Origin of the sequence: Streptomyces sp. NPDC005925, assembly GCF_040638805.1 — a bacterium.
Lineage (GTDB): Bacteria > Actinomycetota > Actinomycetes > Streptomycetales > Streptomycetaceae > Streptomyces.
The window spans coordinates 15,874-37,829 of sequence record NZ_JBEXVL010000010.1 but is presented as its reverse complement, the minus strand read 5'-3'; the positions used below and the strand labels follow the sequence as shown (position 1 = coordinate 37,829).

Annotated in this window: 18 protein-coding genes; 14 read left to right on the top strand and 4 right to left on the bottom strand. The window is 73.1% G+C overall.

The window, feature by feature from the left end:
* The first annotated feature begins 277 nt into the window (after positions 1-277).
* Together sucC and sucD are read left to right on the top strand one after the other, a co-directional pair.
* Positions 278-1,459, top strand: a complete 1,182-nt coding sequence (gene sucC / locus ABZ354_RS14755) for an ADP-forming succinate--CoA ligase subunit beta (protein WP_358656645.1) — start codon at positions 278-280, stop codon at positions 1,457-1,459.
* A 28-nt stretch (positions 1,460-1,487) separates the two neighbouring features.
* Positions 1,488-2,372: a succinate--CoA ligase subunit alpha gene (gene sucD, locus ABZ354_RS14750; protein WP_358656643.1), complete on the top strand. Its 885-nt coding sequence runs from the start codon at positions 1,488-1,490 to the stop codon at positions 2,370-2,372.
* A gap of 166 nt (positions 2,373-2,538) precedes the next feature.
* Here the strand turns inward: sucD and ABZ354_RS14745 are convergent, their stop codons facing one another.
* Positions 2,539-3,939, bottom strand: coding sequence for a helix-turn-helix domain-containing protein (locus ABZ354_RS14745; protein ID WP_358656641.1), 1,401 nt, complete (start codon positions 3,937-3,939; stop codon positions 2,539-2,541).
* Between the two features lie 96 nt (positions 3,940-4,035).
* On the opposite strand from ABZ354_RS14745, the gene ABZ354_RS14740 reads away from it, so the two are divergent.
* A complete protein-coding gene (locus tag ABZ354_RS14740) occupies positions 4,036-5,958 on the top strand; it encodes a DUF6350 family protein (RefSeq protein WP_358656639.1) in 1,923 nt (640 codons plus the stop codon).
* A gap of 35 nt (positions 5,959-5,993) precedes the next feature.
* Here the strand turns inward: ABZ354_RS14740 and ABZ354_RS14735 are convergent, their stop codons facing one another.
* Positions 5,994-6,815, bottom strand: coding sequence for a hypothetical protein (locus ABZ354_RS14735; RefSeq protein ID WP_358656637.1), 822 nt, complete (start codon positions 6,813-6,815; stop codon positions 5,994-5,996).
* A gap of 493 nt (positions 6,816-7,308) precedes the next feature.
* Here ABZ354_RS14735 and purN point away from each other — a divergent pair, with 493 nt between their 5' ends.
* The 3 genes from purN (at position 7,309) to ABZ354_RS14720 (ending at position 10,596) form a co-directional block, all read left to right on the top strand.
* A complete protein-coding gene (gene purN / locus ABZ354_RS14730; protein ID WP_358656898.1) occupies positions 7,309-7,947 on the top strand; it encodes a phosphoribosylglycinamide formyltransferase in 639 nt (212 codons plus the stop codon).
* Positions 7,944-9,512, top strand: a complete 1,569-nt coding sequence (gene purH / locus ABZ354_RS14725) for a bifunctional phosphoribosylaminoimidazolecarboxamide formyltransferase/IMP cyclohydrolase (protein ID WP_358656635.1) — start codon at positions 7,944-7,946, stop codon at positions 9,510-9,512. The genes purN and purH overlap by 4 nt, the downstream gene beginning before the upstream one ends.
* 502 nt (positions 9,513-10,014) lie before the next feature.
* Positions 10,015-10,596: a Uma2 family endonuclease gene (locus ABZ354_RS14720; RefSeq protein WP_358656633.1), complete on the top strand. Its 582-nt coding sequence runs from the start codon at positions 10,015-10,017 to the stop codon at positions 10,594-10,596.
* A gap of 92 nt (positions 10,597-10,688) precedes the next feature.
* Here the strand turns inward: ABZ354_RS14720 and ABZ354_RS14715 are convergent, their stop codons facing one another.
* On the bottom strand, positions 10,689-11,288 hold the full coding sequence (locus ABZ354_RS14715) for a hypothetical protein (protein WP_358656631.1): 600 nt from the start codon (positions 11,286-11,288) through the stop codon (positions 10,689-10,691).
* 298 nt (positions 11,289-11,586) lie between these two features.
* Between ABZ354_RS14715 and ABZ354_RS14710 the strand changes: the two genes are divergently transcribed.
* The 7 genes from ABZ354_RS14710 (at position 11,587) to ABZ354_RS14680 (ending at position 19,168) form a co-directional block, all read left to right on the top strand.
* The gene (locus ABZ354_RS14710) at positions 11,587-12,441 is read left to right on the top strand and encodes a bifunctional methylenetetrahydrofolate dehydrogenase/methenyltetrahydrofolate cyclohydrolase (RefSeq protein ID WP_358656629.1); all 855 of its coding nucleotides are present in this window, start codon (positions 11,587-11,589) and stop codon (positions 12,439-12,441) included.
* A gap of 82 nt (positions 12,442-12,523) precedes the next feature.
* A complete protein-coding gene (locus ABZ354_RS14705; RefSeq protein WP_358656896.1) occupies positions 12,524-12,955 on the top strand; it encodes a DUF3017 domain-containing protein in 432 nt (143 codons plus the stop codon).
* Positions 12,956-13,245: 290 nt separating this feature from the next.
* Positions 13,246-14,397, top strand: a complete 1,152-nt coding sequence (locus tag ABZ354_RS14700; protein ID WP_358656627.1) for an XRE family transcriptional regulator — start codon at positions 13,246-13,248, stop codon at positions 14,395-14,397.
* Between the two features lie 480 nt (positions 14,398-14,877).
* Positions 14,878-15,867, top strand: coding sequence for a malate dehydrogenase (locus ABZ354_RS14695; protein ID WP_358656625.1), 990 nt, complete (start codon positions 14,878-14,880; stop codon positions 15,865-15,867).
* A 283-nt stretch (positions 15,868-16,150) separates the two neighbouring features.
* Positions 16,151-17,896, top strand: coding sequence for a hypothetical protein (locus tag ABZ354_RS14690; RefSeq protein WP_358656623.1), 1,746 nt, complete (start codon positions 16,151-16,153; stop codon positions 17,894-17,896).
* Positions 17,897-17,898: 2 nt separating this feature from the next.
* Positions 17,899-18,252, top strand: a complete 354-nt coding sequence (locus tag ABZ354_RS14685; protein ID WP_358656621.1) for a hypothetical protein — start codon at positions 17,899-17,901, stop codon at positions 18,250-18,252.
* Positions 18,253-18,262: 10 nt separating this feature from the next.
* Positions 18,263-19,168, top strand: coding sequence for a hypothetical protein (locus ABZ354_RS14680; RefSeq protein ID WP_358656619.1), 906 nt, complete (start codon positions 18,263-18,265; stop codon positions 19,166-19,168).
* Between the two features lie 58 nt (positions 19,169-19,226).
* On the opposite strand, the gene ABZ354_RS14675 is transcribed toward ABZ354_RS14680, so the two are convergent.
* A complete protein-coding gene (locus tag ABZ354_RS14675) occupies positions 19,227-20,186 on the bottom strand; it encodes a helix-turn-helix domain-containing GNAT family N-acetyltransferase (RefSeq protein ID WP_358656617.1) in 960 nt (319 codons plus the stop codon).
* A gap of 216 nt (positions 20,187-20,402) precedes the next feature.
* Here ABZ354_RS14675 and ABZ354_RS14670 point away from each other — a divergent pair, with 216 nt between their 5' ends.
* Positions 20,403-21,932, top strand: a complete 1,530-nt coding sequence (locus tag ABZ354_RS14670) for an aldehyde dehydrogenase family protein (protein ID WP_358656615.1) — start codon at positions 20,403-20,405, stop codon at positions 21,930-21,932.
* The last annotated feature ends 24 nt before the right edge of the window (positions 21,933-21,956 follow it).

Sequence of the window (21,956 nt, the reverse complement as noted above, 5' to 3'; positions counted from 1 at the left end):
ACCGGGTCAACCCCAGCCCGGTGAGGCCTCTCTTTCACGGCACGGTGTGCCAGTGATTCCGACATCATGTGACAGGTATCACCGCTCAGGTGTGACATGCGATTGAGAAGCGTTCCACTGGCGGCGATAACCTGCGAGACGGACATGCCGCGCCCTCGGACACCGTGTGCGCCTCCCTTGTGACTGACTGACTGAACAGACGGCGGACGTCACGTTGCCCTCGCGGCACGCCCACGCAGACAACGAACCGCGAGATCACTGATAGGGACGGAAGCGCGTGGACCTGTTCGAGTACCAGGCGAGGGACCTCTTCGCCAAGCACGATGTACCGGTGCTGGCCGGTGAAGTCATCGACACGCCTGAGGCGGCCCGCGCAGCCACTGAGCGTCTCGGTGGCAAGTCCGTCGTCAAGGCCCAGGTGAAGGTCGGCGGGCGTGGCAAGGCCGGTGGCGTGAAGCTCGCCGGCACCCCGGACGAGGCCGTCGCACGGGCGACGGACATCCTCGGCATGGACATCAAGGGCCACACGGTCCACAAGGTGATGATCGCCGAGACGGCACCGGAGATCCTGGAGGAGTACTACGTCTCCTTCCTCCTCGACCGTGCCAACCGCACCTTCCTCGCCATTGCCTCCGTCGAGGGCGGCGTGGACATCGAGGAGGTGGCCGCCAACCGTCCGGAGGCCGTCGCGAAGATCGCGATCGACGCCACCGACGGTGTGGACACGGCGAAGGCCCAGGAGATCGTGGCCGCGGCCAAGTTCCCGGCCGAGGTGGCCGGCAAGGTCGCCGACGTCCTGGTCCGGCTGTGGGACACCTTCATCAAGGAGGACGCCCTCCTGGTCGAGGTGAACCCGCTGGCCAAGGTCGCCTCCGGCGACGTCATCGCCCTGGACGGCAAGGTGTCGCTGGACGACAACGCCGAGTTCCGCCACCCCGACTTCGAGGCCCTCCACGACAAGGCCGCGGCGAACCCGCTCGAGGCCGCCGCCAAGGAGAAGAACCTCAACTACGTCAAGCTCGACGGCGAGGTCGGCATCATCGGCAACGGCGCGGGTCTCGTCATGAGCACCCTGGACGTCGTCGCGTACGCCGGTGAGAAGCACGGCAACGTCAAGCCCGCCAACTTCCTGGACATCGGTGGCGGTGCCTCCGCCCAGGTGATGGCGAACGGCCTGGAGATCATTCTCGGCGACCCGGACGTCCGCTCCGTGTTCGTCAACGTCTTCGGCGGCATCACCGCCTGCGACGAGGTCGCCAACGGCATCGTCCAGGCGCTGAAGCTCCTGGAGGACCGCGGCGAGAAGGTCGAGAAGCCGCTCGTCGTCCGTCTCGACGGCAACAACGCCGAGCTGGGCCGCAAGATCCTCACCGACGCCAACCACCCGCTGGTCCAGCGCGTCGACACCATGGACGGCGCGGCCGACAAGGCCGCCGAGCTGGCCCACGCCGCCAAGTAAGCACTGAGGACGAGGACACCAACACACCATGGCTATCTGGCTCAACAAGGACAGCAAGGTCATCGTCCAGGGCATGACCGGTGCCACCGGCATGAAGCACACCAGGCTCATGCTCGGCGACGGCACCACCGTCGTGGGCGGCGTCAACCCGCGCAAGGCGGGTCAGTCCGTGGACTTCGACGGCAACGAGGTACCGGTCTTCGGCACCGTCAAGGAGGCCATCGAGAAGACCGGCGCCAACGTCTCCGTCATCTTCGTGCCGGAGAAGTTCACCAAGGACGCGGTCGTCGAGGCCATCGACGCCGAGATCCCGCTGGCCGTCGTGATCACCGAGGGCATCGCCGTGCACGACTCGGCCGCCTTCTGGTCGTACGCCGGCAAGAAGGGCAACAAGACCCGCATCATCGGTCCGAACTGCCCCGGCATCATCACGCCGGGCCAGTCCAACGTCGGCATCATCCCGGGCGACATCACCAAGCCGGGCCGCATCGGCCTGGTGTCGAAGTCCGGCACGCTGACGTATCAGATGATGTACGAGCTGCGTGACATCGGTTTCTCGACCGCCGTCGGCATCGGTGGCGACCCGATCATCGGCACCACGCACATCGACGCGCTCGCCGCGTTCGAGGCTGACCCCGAGACCGACCTGATCGTCATGATCGGCGAGATCGGCGGTGACGCCGAGGAGCGGGCCGCGGACTTCATCGCGAAGAACGTGACCAAGCCGGTCGTCGGCTACGTCGCGGGCTTCACCGCGCCCGAGGGCAAGACCATGGGCCACGCCGGCGCCATCGTCTCCGGCTCCTCCGGTACGGCCGCCGCGAAGAAGGAGGCCCTCGAGGCCGCCGGCGTGAAGGTCGGCAAGACGCCGACCGAGACCGCCGAGCTGGCCCGCGAGATCCTCGCCGGCTGAACCAGCCGCCGACTTCATCGCACGGCCGCTCTCTCCAGCGGTCGCGTTCTGAACGCACGGACGGGCCCGTCCCCCCAGTGGGGGCGGGCCCGTCGTCATGCCCGCGTGCGGCGCGAGACGCGGCGGGCTCGGGAGGGTTGGGGGCCCGTGCGAGGCCCGGTGGAGTTCAGCCGGGGAGCGGAACCAGCCGCTCCGGGCCGCTCGTCAGCTGCTTGCGCAGCTCGCCGCGCAGCCTCAGCTCCGCGTCCGACAGCGGGCCCGGCGCGATCCTCGGCGGGATGCCGCCCACCGTCGAACCGGGCGGTACGGGCGGCTCGTACCGTGTCGGCGCCGACCGCAGCGTAAGCGCCGTCGTACCGATCAGTGCGGCCGTGAACGCGATGGCCGCCCGCGTCCAGAACCGGGCCCGGCGTTCGCTGGTCCGGCGCACCGTCTGCGGTTTGGCGGCGCGCAGCCGCTCCGCCGACGCCAGGTCGGCGAGCCGGTGGCGCAGCGCATCGGGGTCCGACAGCTCGGGCAGCCGGGCGGCGACGGCCTCGCGCGCGTGCAGCAGCCGGTTGGCCGCCGCGGGTGAGGTGGCCTCCGTCTCCGCCGCCGTCTCGGGCAGGGCGAGGCCGACACCGTCGTACAGCAGGAGCGTGCGCCGGTACGGGCGCGGCAGGGTGAGCAGGGCGTCCAGGAGGGAGCGGGCCGACGGGCCGGCGGGCGGTGGTCCGTGGCGCCGGAGGCGGGGGCGGAAGCGCTGCCAGGGGGACAGCGCGTACTCGTACGTCGTCGCGCGCACCCAGCCCGCCGGGTCGCGGTCGCGGGCCACCTCGGGCCAGCGCTCCCAGGCCACCTGGAAGGCGCGCTCGACCGACTCGCGCGCCAGGTCGCGGCGGCCGGTCAGCAGGTAGGCCTGCCGTGCGAGGGACGGGGCGCAGCAGGTGTAGAGCGCGTCGAAGGCCTGAGCGGGCGTCCGCGCGGGTGCCGTACAGGTGTCGGGGGCGGTGGGCCCGGGGTGTGCGAGGACATCGGGGAGGGGGTCGGAGAAGGGAGCCGACAGGACACTGTCCGGAAAGCCCCGATCATCGCTGCCCGGGCCGATGTCCGGACCGGCGTCCCGGCGGACTGCCGGGCCCATCTCCGGACCGGCGTCCGGGCCGATGTCCGGCCCAGCACCGGGACCGGCGTCCGGGCCGATGTCCAGGCCTGTCTCCGTACCGACTTCCGTACCGACTTCCGGGGCGCTGTCCGGGGCGGTGTCCGTCCCGGGCGCGGCAGACGGCGGCCCGGCGGTGAGCGGCTCCGCCGGTGGGGCCCCGGCCTCGGGGTGGTCGCCGTACGGTACCGGCACCCGCACCGAGGCCGCGGCCTCGGCGGCCTCCGCGGCCAGACAGTCGAGCGCCTCCGCGTACGCCTCCCGTTCCCGGCCGCGCGGCTTGGTGCGGCCGGTCTCCCACGAGCGCACCGTGTCCCGGGGGACACCGAGCCGTGCGGCGAGCTGAGTCCGCGTCAGCGAAGCGGCCTCGCGCAGGCGTCGGCGTTCACTGGGAGGGGGGAGCGGGGTGGCGGGGCTCCGCGTCACTGGCCACCCCTTCGCACGAAAAAGCACATGAACGTATTTTGAGCGACACATCCGGGGTTCGCCTGTTGCGCCGGGAAAAGGCGTGGCGTTGGGAGCATGGCGGGCGTGACCGAGATGACCGCTCGCCGCCCGTCGCCGCCGTCCCTGCGCGCCAGGCTGCGCACTCGCCTGCACGACCGTTCCCCCGGCCTGGTCGCGGGCCTGCTGGGCGGGGTGCTCGCCGCGGGCCTGGGACTCGGCTCGTCCGCCGCGCTCGTGACGGTGCTGTGGATCAGTTCCCCCTACCCCGACAGCGGCCCCGGCGGCGCGCTGCACATCTCCGCCGCGCTGTGGCTGCTGGCGCACGGCGCCGACCTCGTCCGTGTGGACACGCTCTCCGGAGCCCCCGCCCCGCTGGGGGTCACCCCGCTTCTCCTGATGGCACTGCCGGCGTGGCTGGTGCACCGTGCGGCGCGGGACGCCACCGAGAGCGGTGACGGTGGCCCCCTGCTCCCCGCCCGCTCGGCCTGGACGGGTGTCGTCCTCGGCTACCTCGTCGTCGCCGTGGCCGCCTCGTCCTACGCGGCCGGGGGCCCGCTGCGGCCGGCCTGGCCGTGGACCTGCGTGTGCCTGCCGCTGCTCGTCGCGGCGTCGGCCGGTTTCGGGGTGTGGACGGCGTACGGGCGACCGGCCGGGCCGGTGGGACGGGCACGCGGCGTGCTCCCGGCCGCCGCGCGGGCCCTGCTGTTCGGCCCCGAGGGCCGCGGCGGTGCCGCCGTCCGCGCCGCCGCGGCCGGTACGGCGGTGCTGGTCGGCTCCGGTGCGCTGCTGCTGGTGGTGTCGCTGGTGTGGCACGGCGGGGCGACCCGCGCGTCGTTCCTGCAGCTCACGGAGGGGTGGTCGGGGCGGTTCGCGGTCCTGCTGCTGGGACTGGCACTGGCGCCGAACGCGGCGGTGTGGGCGGCGGCATACGCACTCGGCCCCGGCTTCCTCCTCGGCACCGGCCACGCCGTGACCCCGCTCGCCTCGGCCCCGATGCCCCTGCTGCCCCCGTTCCCGCTGCTGACCGCCGTACCGGACGCGGGCCAGGGAACACCCTCGAACTGGGCGACCTGCGCGGTCCCGGTGCTGGCGGGGATGACGGTGGGCTGGTGCACGGCGGGCGCGGCGACGGGCGGGCGGCCGGGCGCACGATCGGGCGGGACCGGGCCGGGGCACGGGCCCTCTGCCTGGTCGCACGGGCAAACCGCCTTCGCGGCCGGGCTCGCCGCCCTGCTGTCCGCGGTCCTGCTGGCCGCGCTCGCGGCCCTCGCGGGCGGCGCGCTCGGCGTCGGCGCGCTCGCCCGGTTCGGGCCGGTGTGGTGGCAGGTGGGCGCCGCCGGCCTGTCGTGGATCACGGTGACGGCGCTGCCCGCGGCCCTGGGGGTACGGGCCTGGCGGTGCCGGGAGGGAGGGCGTGGGCGCCGAGGGGCAGACGCATCCCGGCAGGTCACGCAGGAGACGGATGGCGCTCATGCCGCCGGAGCCGAGGAGGAGCGTCGCCGGGGGTGGGCGTCGCTGCGCGGCCGGTTCTCGCGCCGCACGGAGCGCGGGACCGCGACCCGGACCGCCACGAGCACGGCAGGCACCGGGACTCCCGGGCGGTCGTACCGGGGCGAAGACCGCTACGCTCCGCGGGGCCGGGACGGCGCCCCCTTCGAGCCGTACGACTTCCTCCCGGCCGACCCGCCACGGCAGCGGGACCCGGACGGTTACCGGAACCCGGACCCGGGCGGCCATCAAAACCCTGACCCGGCCGACCCGCCACGGCAGCCGGACTTGGGCTGCCACCGGAACCCTGACCCGGCCGACCCGCCACGGCAGCCGGACTTGGGCGGCCACCAAAACCCTGACCCGGACAAGTACGCAGGCCCTGACCCGGACGAGTACGCAGACCCTGACCCGGACGGGTACCAGCCCTCGGACGGATCACCGGACCTCACCCGCCGGGACGGTGTGGTCACCGGCGAACAGCTGGGTCAGGACGGCCAGGCCCTGTGATCACCCGCCGCCGAGGTCCCGCGACCGGCGTCGTCTCAGTCGCTCGTCCCCAGGAACCCGCGCAGTTCCTTCGGGAGCAGGTCCCTGCAGGCGTCTCTCGACTGCTGCGTGAGGGCGTCGTTCGTGCAGGTGTAGTACTCGTCGTAGACCAGCTGCGCCGTGAACGACGCGGCGACCAGGACGAGTGACAGGGACGCCATGACCAGGCCACTGATCGCGGCCGTCGTCTGCGGCCGGCCGGTCTGCTCCGGGGCCGGTGCGGTCGCGGGCGCCGGGGTCGCCTCGTCCGGGTCGGACGGCGCCGACGCGCGTGGCTTGGCGCGCAGCGCGCTGATGCCCCAGTGCAGGGCCAGCGCACCGAGCAGCAGCGCCACGTACGGCCAGCTGAACAGGGCGAAGAAGAAGGCCCACATGCCGCACAGCAGCGAGAAGCGGGCGTGCCGCTGGACGGGGTCCGTGGGGTCCCAGCGCGGGCCCGGTGTGGATCCGCCCCCCGGACCGTCCTGACCGGAACCGGAACCGGGTGCGCCCGGACGCTCGCCGAAGCCACCGCCCGAACGGCGGGGCTGGCGGTCGCTCCACTGCCGCCCCCAGGGGTTGCGGCCGCCCCGGGAACCGTCGCCGCCCTCGCCGCCGTCCGACGGGCGCCGGGGCTGCCAGGGGCGGTCGGGCGTGCCCTCCGGCGGCGGGGCGAACGGGTTGTCCTCCGGGGCCCGGCCCTGCTCGTCGCCGTTCTCCCCGCCCGAAGGCGCGTCCGGGGGCGAGGCGGGACGCTCCCGCAGGAGAACGCCGCTGCGCCCCCCGGCGTACGCGGACGGCCGGGGGAACGTGAGGAGTCGCGGGCTGCGGTCCGGCATCAAGTAAGCGTCTTTCCCTCGGTGATGTGGTGAACCACGACTGATCGGTACGGATGGCGATGGGACGGGCGATACGGCGGGCGGTACGGACGACCGGGCGGCGGCGACCGGGCCGGGGCGGTCCTGCGGTTGTGGCGGTGGCGGGTGGCCGCGCCGGCTTGCGGGGGCCGCGACCGGGGTCGTCATTCCGAGAACGCGTCGCGTCCCGAGGGCGTTCCCGGACCGGCTCCTCCCAGACGCTACCTGCCGGCCGTCCCCCCGTCCCGCGAGGGCCGCCCGGTGTGCCGGTATCGTTGCTGACGGCCGGCCGCTTCGTAGGCTTCCCCGTATCCGGGACCCCGAAGCATTCGTATGAAGATACAAGGCGTTGTGCGAGCCGGCCCGCACGGACGCCGGCTTCCCGAGAAAGGGCCCCGCCGTGGCCGCCAAGCCCGTGGCCGAGAGCCTGCCCGAGAACCAGTCCGAGGACGTGCCGGAGGAGCTGTCCGAGGACGTGCCCGGGCACCTGCCCGGACGGTCGCCCCGGCGCCTCGTCGTGCTGGTCTCCGGATCCGGCTCCAACCTCCAGGCGCTGCTCGACGAGATCGCCGCCGTCGGCGGTGAGGCGTACGGGGCCGAGGTGGTCGCCGTGGGCGCCGACCGCCCCGGCATCGAGGGCCTCGCCCGCGCCGAGCGTGCCGGGCTGCCGACGTTCGTCCGGAAGGTCAGGGACTACGGGACCCGCGACGAGTGGGACGCGGCGCTCACCGAGGCGGTCGCCTCCCACAATCCCGACCTCGTCGTGTCGGCCGGGTTCATGAAGATCGTCGGGAAGCGGTTCCTGGCCCGGTTCGGCGGGCGGTTCGTCAACACGCACCCCGCCCTGCTGCCCAGTTTTCCGGGAGCCCACGGCGTACGGGACGCGCTCGCGTACGGCGCCAAGGTCACCGGCTGCACCGTCCACTTCGTCGACGACGGCGTCGACACCGGACCGGTCATCGCGCAGGGCGTGGTGGAGGTACGGGACGAGGACGACGAGAGCGCTCTGCACGAGCGCATCAAGGACGTCGAGCGAAGGCTGCTCGTCGATGTCGTGGGGCGTATCGCCCGCAACGGCTATCGCATTGAGGGACGAAAGGTAGTTATCCAGTGACCGCCACCGCCGAGAGCACCAAGCGGCCCATCCGTCGCGCACTGGTCAGCGTCTACGACAAGACCGGCCTCGAAGACCTGGCCCGCGGGCTCCACGAGGCCGGCGTCGAGCTGGTCTCCACGGGCTCCACCGCCTCCCGCATCGCCGCCGCAGGCGTCCCCGTCACCAAGGTCGAGGAGCTCACCGGCTTCCCCGAGTGCCTGGACGGCCGGGTCAAGACCCTCCACCCGAAGGTCCACGCGGGCATCCTCGCCGACCTGCGCCTCGACAGCCACCGCCGGCAGCTGGACGAGCTGGGCGTGGCCCCCTTCGACCTGGTGATCGTCAATCTCTACCCCTTCCGCGAGACGGTCGCCTCCGGGGCCACGCCCGACGAGTGCGTGGAGCAGATCGACATCGGCGGCCCGTCGATGGTGCGCGCCGCCGCCAAGAACCACCCGTCGGTCGCGGTCGTCACCGATCCCGGCGCGTACGCCGCGGTCCTCCAGGCCGTCCGGGAAGGCGGCTTCACACTCGAACTGCGCAAGCTGTTCGCCGCGCGCGCCTTCCAGCACACCGCCGCCTACGACGTGGCGGTGGCGTCCTGGTTCGCCTCCTCCTACGCCCCGCTCGACGACTCGCAGCTGCCGGTGTTCCTCGGCGCCACCTGGCAGCGCGAGCACACCCTGCGCTACGGCGAGAACCCGCACCAGCCCGCCGCCCTCTACGTCACCGGCACGGGCGGCCTCGCCCAGGCCGAACAGCTCCACGGCAAGGAGATGTCGTACAACAACTACACGGACACGGACGCCGCGCGCCGTGCCGCGTACGACCACGCCGAGCCCTGCGTCGCGGTCATCAAGCACGCCAACCCCTGCGGCATCGCGATCGGCGCGGACGTCGCCGAGGCGCACCGCAAGGCCCACGCCTGCGACCCGCTCTCCGCCTTCGGCGGCGTCATCGCGGTCAACCGCCCGGTGTCGAAGGAGATGGCGGAGCAGGTCGCGGAGATCTTCACCGAGGTCATCGTCGCGCCGGACTACGAGGACGGCGCGCTCGAAGCCCTCACCAAGAAGAAGAACATTCGCGTACTGCGCTGCCCGGAGGGCCCGGCCGCGCCCGTCGAGGTCAAGCCCATCGACGGCGGCGCCCTGCTCCAGGTCACCGACCGCCTCCAGGCCGACGGCGACGACCCCTCGAACTGGACCCTGGCGGCGGGTGAGGCGCTGAACGAGGCGGAACTGGCCGAACTGTCCTTCGCCTGGAAGGCCTGCCGCGCGGTGAAGTCCAACGCGATCCTGCTCGCCAGGGACGGCGCCTCGGTCGGCGTCGGCATGGGCCAGGTCAACCGCGTCGACTCCGCGAAGCTGGCGGTCGAGCGGGCGGGCGAGGAGCGCGCCCGGGGTGCGTACGCCGCCTCCGACGCGTTCTTCCCCTTCCCGGACGGCCTGGAGATCCTCACCGCGGCGGGCGTCAGGGCCGTGGTCCAGCCGGGCGGCTCGGTCCGCGACGACCAGGTCGTGGAGGCCGCGAAGAAGGCGGGCGTGACGATGTACTTCACGGGCACGCGCCACTTCTTCCACTGACGGGCCGGGGCTCACCCGTACTGACCGACACCTCGCACCGGACGGTTGCCGGCCGCGTCCTGACGAACTCCCCACCGTGTGCTCACGGCATCGAGGATCGGCAGGCCGCGGCCGGTCCCGTCATCGGTGCCGGGAGTGACGTACGGCGGGCCGGGCACTCGGGGCCGGGTCGCTGACCTCCAGCGGCAGTGATGGCCGAGCAGATGGAGCACATCCCCGAAGGGGTCCGGCCGACACAGAGCGTTCTTCCGATCGTTCCGGAAAACGCCCTGGCACCCGCTGCGGCACGGCATGGCCAAGGTCATGACCTTCGCCGACAGACGCGGCCACCGAGGGCGACCACCCAGGGAGATCATCGACCATCCGGCCCGGGTGAAGCAGTACCGGCCCGGTCGCGGACAACGACTCCAGTCGCAGGGCTCCTTGTCTGCCGACGACATGAGGCAACCGCGGTGCCGATGACCTCGTGGCTCTGGTCTTGGCGAATCGCTACGGTTGAGCCATGACCGCACTGCCCGACTGGATGCGCCCGCCGCGTGCGGAAGGCTGGTTCGCGGAGGACCTGGACCGTCTGACCGAGGCGCCCCGCCACACCGAGCTGATCGACGGAGCGCTCGTCTTCATGATGTCGCCGCAGAGGTGGTGGCACGGCCACCTCGTCACGATGCTCACCGTCGCCCTCATGGAGCAGGCCCCGGCCGACGTCCGCGTCGGGCGCGAGATGACGATCAAGCTCGATCAGCGCAACCGGCCCGAGCCCGATCTCCTGGTGACGACCGCCGACTACGACGGCGACCGCACATGGTTCGCTCCGGACGAAGTGCGGCTGGTCGTCGAGGTCGTTTCTCCCGAGTCGGCTCACCGCGACCGCACGGTCAAGCTCCGCAAGTACGCGGAGGCCGGGATCCCGCACTACTGGTGCATCGAGGACGAGGACGGTGCGCCCGTCGTCCACGTCTATGAACTGGACGGGCCCACCCGGGCCTACGCGCCCGCCGGGATCTTCCGGGGCACCCTCCAGCGCCCGGTGCCCTTCGGGATCAGTCTCGATCTGGACGGGCTCACCGCACGGCGTACTGACTGAGAGCATCGCAAAGGGCCGTACACCCAGGTGGCGGGTATACGGCCCTTTGCGGTGGTGACGCGTCCTGCGGCGGGTACTGCGCCACCGCCCACTCAGTACTGCGGGCGGTTGAACCAGAGGCTGCCGTTGCGGTTGGCGCAGAAGACGATGATCAGGATGCCGAGCACCAGGCTGATCAGTGCGAAGACGTTGGCGCCGACCAGGCTGACGAGGCTGAACAGCACGACGAGCGACGAGTAGATGATCGCCGAGACCCGGGCGCCGCCGCGGCCGGTCGCGAACTTCAGGCCGGTGAGGATCGCCCAGAGGGCGAAGGCCAGCACGAACACACCCAGGACGATCAGGACGCCCGTACCGATGTCGGCGACGGTCTCGGCGTCCTGGGAGGAGATGGTGGAGTCGGAGGAGATCTCGTCGTCTATGAGGTCCGCGAACCAGGCGCTCGCGAGCACCATCACCAGACCGCCGAGCGCCTGGAAGCCACCCAGCACGAACAGCATGACGCGGGCCGCCTTGACGGTGCCCGGCATGTCGACCGGGCCGCCCGGGTAGCCGAAGCCGCCGGGCGGGGGAGCCGGGTAGCCGCCGTACCCCTGCTGGGGGTACTGCTGGTGCGGGTAGCCGTAATCGGGGCCGGTCGGCGGCTGGCCGGGCGGGGGCCCGTACGGATTGTTGGGGTCGCCGAAGCTCATGGCGGTCCTTCCTCGGTGTGCTGCTGTGCGGGGACGCGCGGCACGGCTTCGGAGGAATGTCTACAGATGCGGTCCGTCCCCCCGGTACTGCCCGCGGCACTGTCCACTCATCGTTCTTGCCCCGCTCTTACTTGTCCACCCTCGTCCGGTCGTATTCGTCATGTGTTGTGCAAGTGCAACATCGCGATCATGGCCGGGGGACGGGAGACACGGAGGGGGGCGACGTCGGGCAAGTCCGCGGGTGTCCGCCGTGTGGGCGGATTGGAACCCGGGGCGGGTCATCCGCGAGGATGGGGGCATGACCGCCCACATTCTCGATGGCAAGGCCACCGCAGCCGCGATCAAGTCCGACCTGACCGCCCGCGTGGCGGCGCTGAAGGAGAAGGGCGTCACGCCCGGCCTCGGCACGATCCTGGTCGGCGACGACCCCGGCAGTCAGAAGTACGTCGCCGGAAAGCACCGCGACTGCGCCCAGGTCGGCATCGCGTCCATCCAGCGCGAGCTGCCGGCCACCGCCACGCAGGACGAGATCGAGGCGGCCGTCCGCGAGCTGAACGACGACCCGGCCTGCACCGGCTACATCGTCCAGCTGCCCCTTCCCAAGGGCATCGACGAGAACCGCATCCTCGAGCTGATGGATCCGGACAAGGACGCCGACGGGCTGCACCCGATGAACCTCGGCCGCCTCGTCCTCAACGAGCCGGCGCCCCTGCCCTGCACCCCCAACGGCGTCCTCACCCTGCTGCGCGCCCACGGTGTGGAGATCAAGGGGGCCGAGGTCGTGGTCGTCGGCCGCGGCGTCACCATCGGCCGCCCGATGCCGCTGCTCCTGACCCGGCGCAGCGAGAACGCCACCGTGACCCAGTGCCACACCGGCACCCGCGACCTGTCGGCGCACCTCAAGCGCGCGGACATCATCGTCGCCGCCGCCGGTTCCGCCCACCTCGTCCGGCCCGAGGACGTGAAGCCGGGTGCCGCCGTCCTGGACGTCGGTGTGTCCCGCAACGCCGAGGGCAGGATCGTGGGCGATGTCCACCCGGACGTCGCCGGGGTGGCCGGGTGGATCTCCCCGAACCCCGGCGGCGTGGGCCCCATGACCCGCGCCCAGCTGCTCGTCAACGTGGTCGAGGCGGCCGAGCGCAGTGTCCGCTGACCGGAAGACCTCGGGTACGCAGAGCCGTGACGGCGGCGCGGGCAGCGAGCACGCGCCGGACGCGGCAGACGGGGACGTCACCGTGCGGGACGCCGTCAGCGCGCCCGACGCGGAGGGGCACCCGCGGCGTACGACACGGCGCTTCCCGCTGTTCACCCGGGACACCGCACGCCCCGAGGGCGGCGGCCGGGCGGCGTCCGGTGACGCCCCCGCCCCGGCGCGGCAGTGGCCGGTCATCGCGGTGCTGGCCCTCGTCGGGCTGGGCCTGCTGCTGACCGCCCTGGACCTGTTCCGCGTCGGGACCCTGCTGATCGGGGTGGCGCTGCTGACCGGCGCCGTACTGCGCCGTCTGCTGCCGGGGGTCGGCATGCTCGCGGTGCGTTCCCGCTTCACGGACATGGTCACGTACGGCGGTCTCGGCCTGGTGATCGTGCTGCTGGCGCTGATGGCCCAGCCCGAACCGTGGCTGGAGATCCCGTTCCTGAAGGACACCCTGCACTTCACGGTCAGCTGACGCCGTCCGGCTCCGGGCCCCGTCTTCGTACGCGGGTCCGGGCCCGTGGGACGTACGGCGGCCCGCCCCCTCCCCCGAGTAGGGGCGGGCCGTCGCGCCCCACACTCGTCCACCGGTGAGCGGCTGATCAACGCCTGTCCTCGCGCTGTGGCACGGAAGTGACCGTTCCGCTACGTCCCGTACAGCCCTGTTCCACGGCATTCCCGAGACCCCGCCGGTGGGACACTGGGCGGCGGCGCGGGCCGCCCCGCGCGGGGACGACAGCACGACCGGGGGGAAGAGGGGGAGCGATGCCTCGTTGGAAGGCCTTGCCGGAGGAACTCGATCCGCAGATCGGTGAGTTCACGAGCCAGCTGCGGCGGATCGTGGACCGCAGTGAGCTGAGCATCGCGTCGGTCGCCGACCGCACGGGCTACAGCAAGACGTCCTGGGAGCGTTACCTGAACGGCCGGCTGCTCGCGCCCAAGGGCGCCGTCGTGGCCCTGGCCGAGGTCACCGGCACCAACCCCATCCACCTGACCACCATGTGGGAACTCGCCGAACGCGCCTGGAGCCGCTCGGAGATGCGCCACGACATGACGATGGAGGCCATCCGCATCTCGCAGGCGCGTGCGGCGCTCGGTGAGTTCGGCGGGCCGCCCGTGGGCGGCGGGAGCGGCAGTGGGAGCGGCGGCGGAGACCGGGCGGCCCGCCGGGCCGGGGCGGGCCCGACCGTGCCGCCGCAGCCGACGGCCGCCGACAGAGGCGATGCGCGAGGTGAGGCGCGCGGCGGCATCGCCGACGCCCGGCCCGTCAACTCCTGGGGTGTCTCCGACGGTCACGGTCACCGGCCCCACCAGGTCGGACGCATCCCCCGCGGCCCGGCGGCCGGCGGCCCGGCCCCGACGGCATCAGGGGCGTACGGCGGACCACCGCACGGTGCCCGCGCCGGCGGGGGTGGCAGGCGGCGGCCGGCGACGATCCTCGTGGCGGCCGTCGGGGTGCTCGTGGTGGCCGCGGGGGCGTACTTCCTGATGGGCGGCCTGGGCAAGGACGACAAGGACGCCGGCCCCACCCCGTCGCCCCCCGCCACGACCGCGGCCGAACTGCCGCCCGGTGTGAAGTGCGGCGGCGCCGACTGCACCGGCAAGGACGCCGAGAACATGGGGTGCGGCGGCGAGTTCGTGACCACGGCCCGGTCCGCGACCGTCGGCACGACGCTCGTGGAGGTCCGCTACAGCGAGACCTGCAAGGCCGCGTGGGGCCGCATCACACGGGCGGCCCAGGGCGACCGGGTCAGCGTGACGGCGGGCGGCGGGGGCGCGGGGACCGAGCAGTCGGACACCATCACGCAGACCGGCGACGCCGGCGCGTACACCCCGATGGTCGCCGTCGACGACGCCATGGACGCGAAGGCCTGCGTGACCCTGGCGGCGAGCGGCGAGCGGGGCTGCACGCAGTAGGGCGGACGGGGCCCCGACTCGGGGCCGTTGGACGGCGCCGGCAGGGATGTCCGCTCCGGCAGGCATGGGCGCACCGATCCCGGGCAGGCGAACCGTACCCCCACGGGAGTCCGGCCCTGATCGGTTCCCCCTCCGGCGGCCGCCCCGTCCTCCTCTCCCGGACGGACGGCCGCCGCGTGCCGTCGGCGCACGGAGACGCCCCCCGGACGGACGGTGGCTCCCGGAGGGCGGCTCGCTGCCGTCCGGCCGCGACGGCGCGCGACTCTGTGGGACGGGCCACACCGACCCGGCCGTGTGGCGCGGCGGATGCGCGATAGCCTGACCGCCGGATCTCTCTTGACGCCAAGAGATCGATCATCCGTACCGATGATCGATCATCGCGGCCGAGGGCACCGGCACCCGCGAACCGGGAGGCCGGGGCGGGATCCCGCAGACCCGGGGCAGGGACGCCCCACCGCCAGCTGTCATACGGAGAACGCCATGACCCGCACTCCCGTGAACGTCACCGTCACCGGCGCGGCCGGCCAGATCGGTTACGCCCTGCTCTTCCGCATCGCCTCCGGCCAGCTGCTCGGCGCGGACGTGCCGGTCAAGCTGCGCCTGCTCGAGATCACCCCCGCCCTGAAGGCGGCCGAGGGCACGGCGATGGAGCTGGACGACTGCGCGTTCCCGCTCCTGCAGGGCATCGACATCACGGACGACCCGAACGTCGCGTTCGACGGCACCAACGTCGCACTCCTCGTCGGCGCCCGCCCCCGCACCAAGGGCATGGAGCGCGGCGACCTGCTGGAGGCCAACGGCGGCATCTTCAAGCCGCAGGGCAAGGCCATCAACGACCACGCCGCGGACGACGTGAAGGTCCTGGTCGTCGGCAACCCGGCGAACACCAACGCCCTGATCGCCCAGGCCGCCGCCCCCGACGTGCCGGCCGAGCGCTTCACCGCGATGACCCGCCTGGACCACAACCGCGCGCTGACCCAGCTCGCGAAGAAGACGGGCTCCACGGTCGCCGACATCAAGCGCCTGACCATCTGGGGCAACCACTCCGCCACGCAGTACCCCGACATCTTCCACGCCACGGTCGGCGGCAAGAACGCCGCCGAGGTCGTGGGCGACGAGAAGTGGCTCGCCGAGGACTTCATCCCGACCGTCGCCAAGCGCGGCGCCGCCATCATCGAGGCCCGCGGCGCCTCGTCGGCCGCGTCCGCCGCCAACGCCGCCATCGACCACGTGTACTCCTGGGTCAACGGCACGGCCGACGGCGACTGGGTCTCCATGGGCATCCCGTCGGACGGCTCCTACGGCGTCCCCGAGGGCCTCATCTCGTCCTTCCCGGTCACCTGCAAGGACGGCTCGTACGAGATCGTCCAGGGCCTGGAGATCAACGAGTTCTCCCGCGCCCGCATCGACGCCTCCGTGCAGGAGCTCGCCGAGGAGCGCGACGCGGTCCGCGGTCTCGGCCTGATCTGACGACCGGCCCCGAGTCTCCTCCGCACCATCCGCAGGGCCCCGCACCGGCTTTCGTCCGGCGCGGGGCCCTGTGCGCTGCCGGTGCCGGTACCGGTGCCGGTGCCGGTGCCGGCGCCCCCGCCCTGGCCCGCCGTGGCGGCAACTCACCCGTCCGCAGGAAACGAACGCGCGTCCCGAACCAATACCGTGACAAACCGGTTCTGCCGGAACATGCTCTTCCCCTACGCTGATGGGCCCTCAACTCGTCGGTCACCAGTGCGATATGGAGCAACGGGGGAGCGACGTGAGCACCGCACACGTGCCGCAGCAACCGCAGCAGCAACAGCACACCGGCGCGGCACCGCTGCCCGACCTCCCGCCCACACCACCGCACGCCAGTGAGGCCACCCGGCTGCTGTGCGTGGGCACGTACCTCGACGCCGAGTACCGCGACCACGTCATCGAGGAGCTCCGCCTCAACGAACAGCGCGTCGTCGCGCCGTCGCTCGGCCTCGACGCGGCGCGCGTCCTCGTCCACGCCCTGCGCGCCCGCCGCCGGGACCTGCTGTGGTCGGGGGCGGTCGTCGGCCTCTGGGCGGTGGCGATCCCGCTCACCGACGGCCTGCTCTACTACCTCGCGTTCTCCGGCCTGCTGCTGGCCGCCGCGCCCCTGCTGCGCGGGCGGGCCGCGGAGCCGCCCTGGTACCGGGTGCTCTCCGCGTTCCTGGCGCGCTGGACGGGACGCCTGGGGACGGCGGCCACGGTGCTCGTGCTGTTCGCCGTCGCGTTCGCCGGTGGCTCCGACAGCGACCCGGGCTCCGGACACCCGTACGGCGACCCCTACGGCTCCGGCGGGGGCGGCGTGCCGGCGGCGATCGCGGCCGAGAACGCGGCGGGGGCCGAACCGTGGCGTGCCTGGCTCGGGCTGTGTCTGCTCGTCCTCATCGGGCTGTGCGCCTGCGCGCCCCGCGTCCAGCTCGCGCGCGCCCTCTCCGCCGAGCTGTCCCCGCAGCGCTTCCCGGACGCCGCGGGCGACCCCGCCGAGCGGATCGAGGACGCGCGGGTCCGGCGCCTGCTGGCGCGCATCCGGCTGGAACAGCACGCGCCGCTGGTCATGTACCACGAGGCGCGGCCGTTCTGCGGCGCGGGCTCGGCCCACGAGACCTGGGTGCTCGCCGTCGAACTCCGGCCGGACGCGGAGCAGAGGCAGCAGCAGCCGCTCAGCAACCGCGTGATCCTGGAGCGGGTCCGCCCGCTGATCGAGCAGCTGCGGGTGCCCGCCGAGTACGCGGGCCCCGGCGTGCGCGACCGGCTGCGCCGTCTGGAGATCGACGAGTGCGTGTTCCTGCCACTGGACGGGCTGCCCTCCCGGGACGAGACGCCCTACACGGGGGCCGCGTTCGAGCATCACCGCGCGCGGGCCGTCGAGGAGGGCGGTGAGAAGCGCCGGCACTTCCTGCGCATCCGCGTCGGCGGCTGGGAGGAAGAACTGGTCGTCACCGTCTTCGTACGGCTGCACACGCAGGGCCGGATGCTCATGCTGGAGATCGCCCCGCACGTGCTGGAGCCGATCCGGGCGGACTTCAAGGACGCCGACCGCACCTCGCACCGGTTCCGCAGCCTCCACCTGTTCGGCAAGGCGGCCGACGCGGCCGTCCTGGCACCCGGGGCATTCGGACGCTCCCTCATCTCGCTCGTCCGGGGCGCGGCGTACGCGTGGCGACTGCTGACCGGCGGTCACGCGAACGCGCTGCCCGACGGCCCGGCCCGCTCGGTGCGGGAGCTGGCCGCGGCGCCCGCCGGGTCCACCTTCCAGGACATGGACGTCGAGCGGTACCTGCGCAGCATCCAGGACCGCGTCGCGCACGGGGTGCGCATGGCCCTGGCCGACGCGGGCTACGAGACCGGCGAATTCGTCCGGCGGATCGTCAACATCAGCAACGGCGCCGTCCACATCGGACGCGCCGACCACTCCTCCTTCGCGTTCGGTGAGCACGGCAGCGCCGAGACCGTGAACAGCGGCTCCGAGCCGCAGAAGGGATCCCACTAGCGATGGCATCCGAACAGTCCGACGTCCGCATCGACCGCGCGGACAACTCCGCCTTCGCTTTTGGGGAGAACGCCCGCGCCGAGACCCGCAACGCCGCCCCCGCCGGGCGCGGCGAGGCCGGTGAGGAGCTGCTGCGGGCCGTGCGGCAACTGCGTGCCGACCTGACCCTGCTCCGGGCGAGCGAGCAGACCGCGCGACTCGACGAGGCCCTCGCGGACACCGAGGGCGACATCACCCGGACCGGCGCGGCCGGCGAGGGCCGCCCGGCGCGGCTGCGGACCGTCCTCGCGGACGCCCAGAACATCGTGTCGCTGGTCGCGTCGGCCGGGGCCGTCGCCGGACTGCTGGGGATGTGAGCGCAACGCCATGAGCGGGCGACCGTGGTACTGGAACGAGGACGCCCAGCGCTGGGAGGACGGCACCGACGCCACCGCCCCGGCCGCGCCGCCTCCCCCGCCGCGCCCGGAGTTCCTGCCTCCGGTGCCTGCCGCGCCCCCGGCCGGGGGGCCCGGGAGCCGGTCCGGCCCCGAGGTGCCGGACGGCGGTCCCCGGCTGCCCGGCTGTGTGACGAAGCTGTTTCCGCCCACCTTCCGGTGGCCCGGCGGCCCGCCGGCGTGGGGCGTCCTGGGCGGCGCCGTCGCGGTCGGGGTCGCCGTGGCGCTGGTGCTGACACTGGTCGTCAAGGACGGCGACGGGGACGGTACCCGGGACGACAAGGCCGCCTCCGCGAGCGCCTCGCCGACCGGTGACGACCCGTCCGGGGGCACTTCCCCGTCCGGGACGGCGACCGGGCTCCCCGCCGACTTCGAGCTGTACCTGGACGCCCAGGGCTTCACCATCGCCCGCCCGCGGGACTGGACGCGCGAGACGACGGACTCCGAGTACGGCATCGACATCGTCGACTACCGCAGCGAGGACGGCTTCCGCCGCCTCCAGGTGTACGAGGTGGCGGAGTCCTCCCCCGCGGCGTCCTTCGACCTGTTCCTCTCCGACGAGACGCGGAAGGCGAAGGGCTTCGAGGAGGTCGCCCTGAAACCGCTGGACGCCGGCGACATCACCGGTGTGCGGCTGGAGTACCGGGCCGACTCCTTCCGCGGCGAGGCGGACGCCGACAGCTGGCACGTCCAGGACGTCCGCTTCCGCTCGCCCGACGACGGCAAGGTGTACGCCATCGCCGCGTACGGCGCGTCCACCGACGGCGCCGACCCCGAACTCGACCTGGCGCTGACGGCACTGACCCACTTCTGCCCGCCGGACACCTACTGCGGGTAGCCCACGCCCACCGGTCCGGCCCGGGACGTGACGCCCGGCAAGGCGGACCGTCGCCCCGCTACCCCACCCGCTTCTCGAACCAGTGCGCCCCGTACACGTGATCGCTGTACGCCGGGATCTCGGTGTAGCCGGACGTCCGGTACATCTCCCGGGCCTCGGTGAGCGTGGCGTGCGTGTCCAGGCGTACGACGGTCAGGCCGAGGGCGACGGCCGCCTGCTCCAGGGCGTCGAGCAGCCGGCGGGCGAGGCCGAGGCGGCGGGCGCCGGGGTGCACCCACACGTGTTTGATCTCGCCCACGCCGGGCTCCAGCCGCCGCAGCGCACCGCAGCCCACCGGCCGCCCCTCCTCGTACGCCACGAAGAACGCCCCGGTGTCCCCGGTCACCTCCCCGGGGCCGACCAGGTCGGCCGGGTCGAAGCCCTCCGGGAAGCGGCGGTCGATGTCGGCGGCGTACGCCTCCAGGCAGGCGCGGGCGTCCGGGTGGTGACCGCCGGAGGGGCCGGCGGGCTCCACCGAGCTCACGGTGATGGACGCCAGGCGCAGCAGGCGGTGGGCCGTGGCCAGGGCGCCCGTGAGCTGTTCGCGCTGTCCGCCGGTCAGGCCCTCCAGCAGGCCGGCGACCAGGGAGTCGGCCCGGCGTTCCTGTTCCTCGACCTCGGCGCGGCCGGCCGGCGTGGGCCGTACGGTCCGCAGCCTGCTGTCGTCGGGGTGCACTCTGACCGCGACCAGGCCCTGGGCCTGCAGGGCCTTGACCATCCGGCTCAGGTAGCCGGCGTCCAGGCCGAGGCGGGTCCGCAGCTCCCGCAGGGACGCCCCGTCGGGGCCGCGGCAGATCTCGAACAGCAGCCGCGCCTCGCCCAGCGGGCGGTCCTGGCCGAGGTAGTGGTCGTCGAGCACGCCGATGCGGCGGGTGACGTAGCGGTTGAAGCTGCGGAACTTCGCCACCTGCTCCGGCGACGCGGTCGCCCGCGCGGGCGTCGGTACTACGGCCGTCACCGCGGCCCTCTGGGACTCCATCCCCTTGACTTTAGTCAAAGGAATCCGGCCGGTCCATGAGCACAGGAAGGGACGGTGACCTTTTCCTGCGGATTCGCCGGGTTCCCTCGTGGCGCGGCCCACTTTCGGGCGCCGATCACGCATGCATGCGCGGGCCGGGGGCAGGCGCACCCGGTCCCGTGAGTGACACGCGTGTGACACACGGGTGCTGAACAGGAACGGAAGGCGCGATCGACCATGGCGGACAGTACGGAACGCACCGCGCCCGAGGCGCGCAGGACCATTCACGCGGGGGGCGAGTGGCGGGAGGCGGTCTCCACGGCCACACGCGAGATCATCGACCCCGCGGACGCCGCGCCGTTCGCCGTGGTCGCCGAGGGTGACGAGAAGGACGCCGACCTGGCCGTCGCCGCCGCCCGGCGCGCCTTCGACGAAGGGCCCTGGCCGCGCACGCCCGTCGCCGAGCGCGCCGCGCTGCTGCGCCGCGTCGCCGGTCTCCTCGTACGCGACCGGGAGGCGATCGGTCTGCTGGAGAGCCGCGACGCCGGGAAGACCGTCGAGGAGGGCCGCGTCGACGTCGACTGCGTCGCCGACGCCTTCCGGTACTTCGCCGACCTCGTCGCCACCGAGGCGCCGGGCCGGGTCGTGGACGCCGGGTCGCCCGACATCCACAGCGTCGTCGTGCACGAGCCCGTCGGCGTCTGCGCGATGATCACCCCCTGGAACTATCCGCTGCTCCAGGCCAGCTGGAAGGTCGCGCCCGCGCTCGCCGCCGGCAACACCTTCGTGATCAAGCCGAGCGAGGTCACGCCGCTGACGACCGTCGCCCTGATCGGGCTGCTGGCCGAGGCCGGGCTGCCGGACGGGGTCGCCAACATCGTCACGGGCCCCGGTCACACCGTCGGCGCCCGCCTCGCCGAGCACCCCGACGTCGACCTCGTCTCCTTCACCGGCGGACTGGTCAGCGGCACCAAGGTCGCGCAGGCCGCCGCGCCCGGCGTGAAGAAGGTCGCCCTGGAACTGGGCGGCAAGAACCCGAACGTCGTCTTCGCCGACGCCTGCGCCACCGACGACGCCTTCGACACCGCCGTCGACCAGGCCCTCAACGCCGCGTTCGTCCACAGCGGCCAGGTCTGCTCCGCCGGCTCCCGGCTGATCGTCGAGGAGAGCGTCCGGGACCGCTTCGTCGCCGAACTCGCCCGCCGGGCCGAGCGCATCCGCCTGGGCCGCGGCACCGCCGACGGCGTCGAGTGCGGCCCCCTCGTCTCCGAGCAGCAGCGCGCCAGGACCGAGGACCACGTCGCCTCCGCGCTCGCCGAAGGTGCTGTCCTGCGCTGCGGCGGCAAGCGCCCCGAGCCGTCCGCCGACCGCCCCGCCACCGGCTACTTCTACGAGCCCACCGTCCTCGACCACTGCCACCGCGAGATGCGCGTCGTACGCGAGGAGGTCTTCGGGCCGGTGCTCACCGTCGAGACCTTCCGCACCGAGGACGAGGCGGTGGCCCTCGCCAACGACACCGAGTACGGCCTGGCCGGCGCCGTCTGGACCGCCGACGCGGGACGCGCCCGCCGGGTCGCGGGGCGGCTGCGGCACGGCACCGTCTGGATCAACGACTTCCACCCCTACCTGCCGCAGGCGGAGTGGGGCGGCTTCGGCAAGAGCGGGACGGGCCGCGAGCTCGGCCCGGCCGGACTCGCCGAGTACCGCGAGACCAAGCACGTCTACCAGAACCTCGCGCCGAGGCCGGTGCGCTGGTTCGCGGGCTGATCATCCCCTTCTCCCACCCCACCC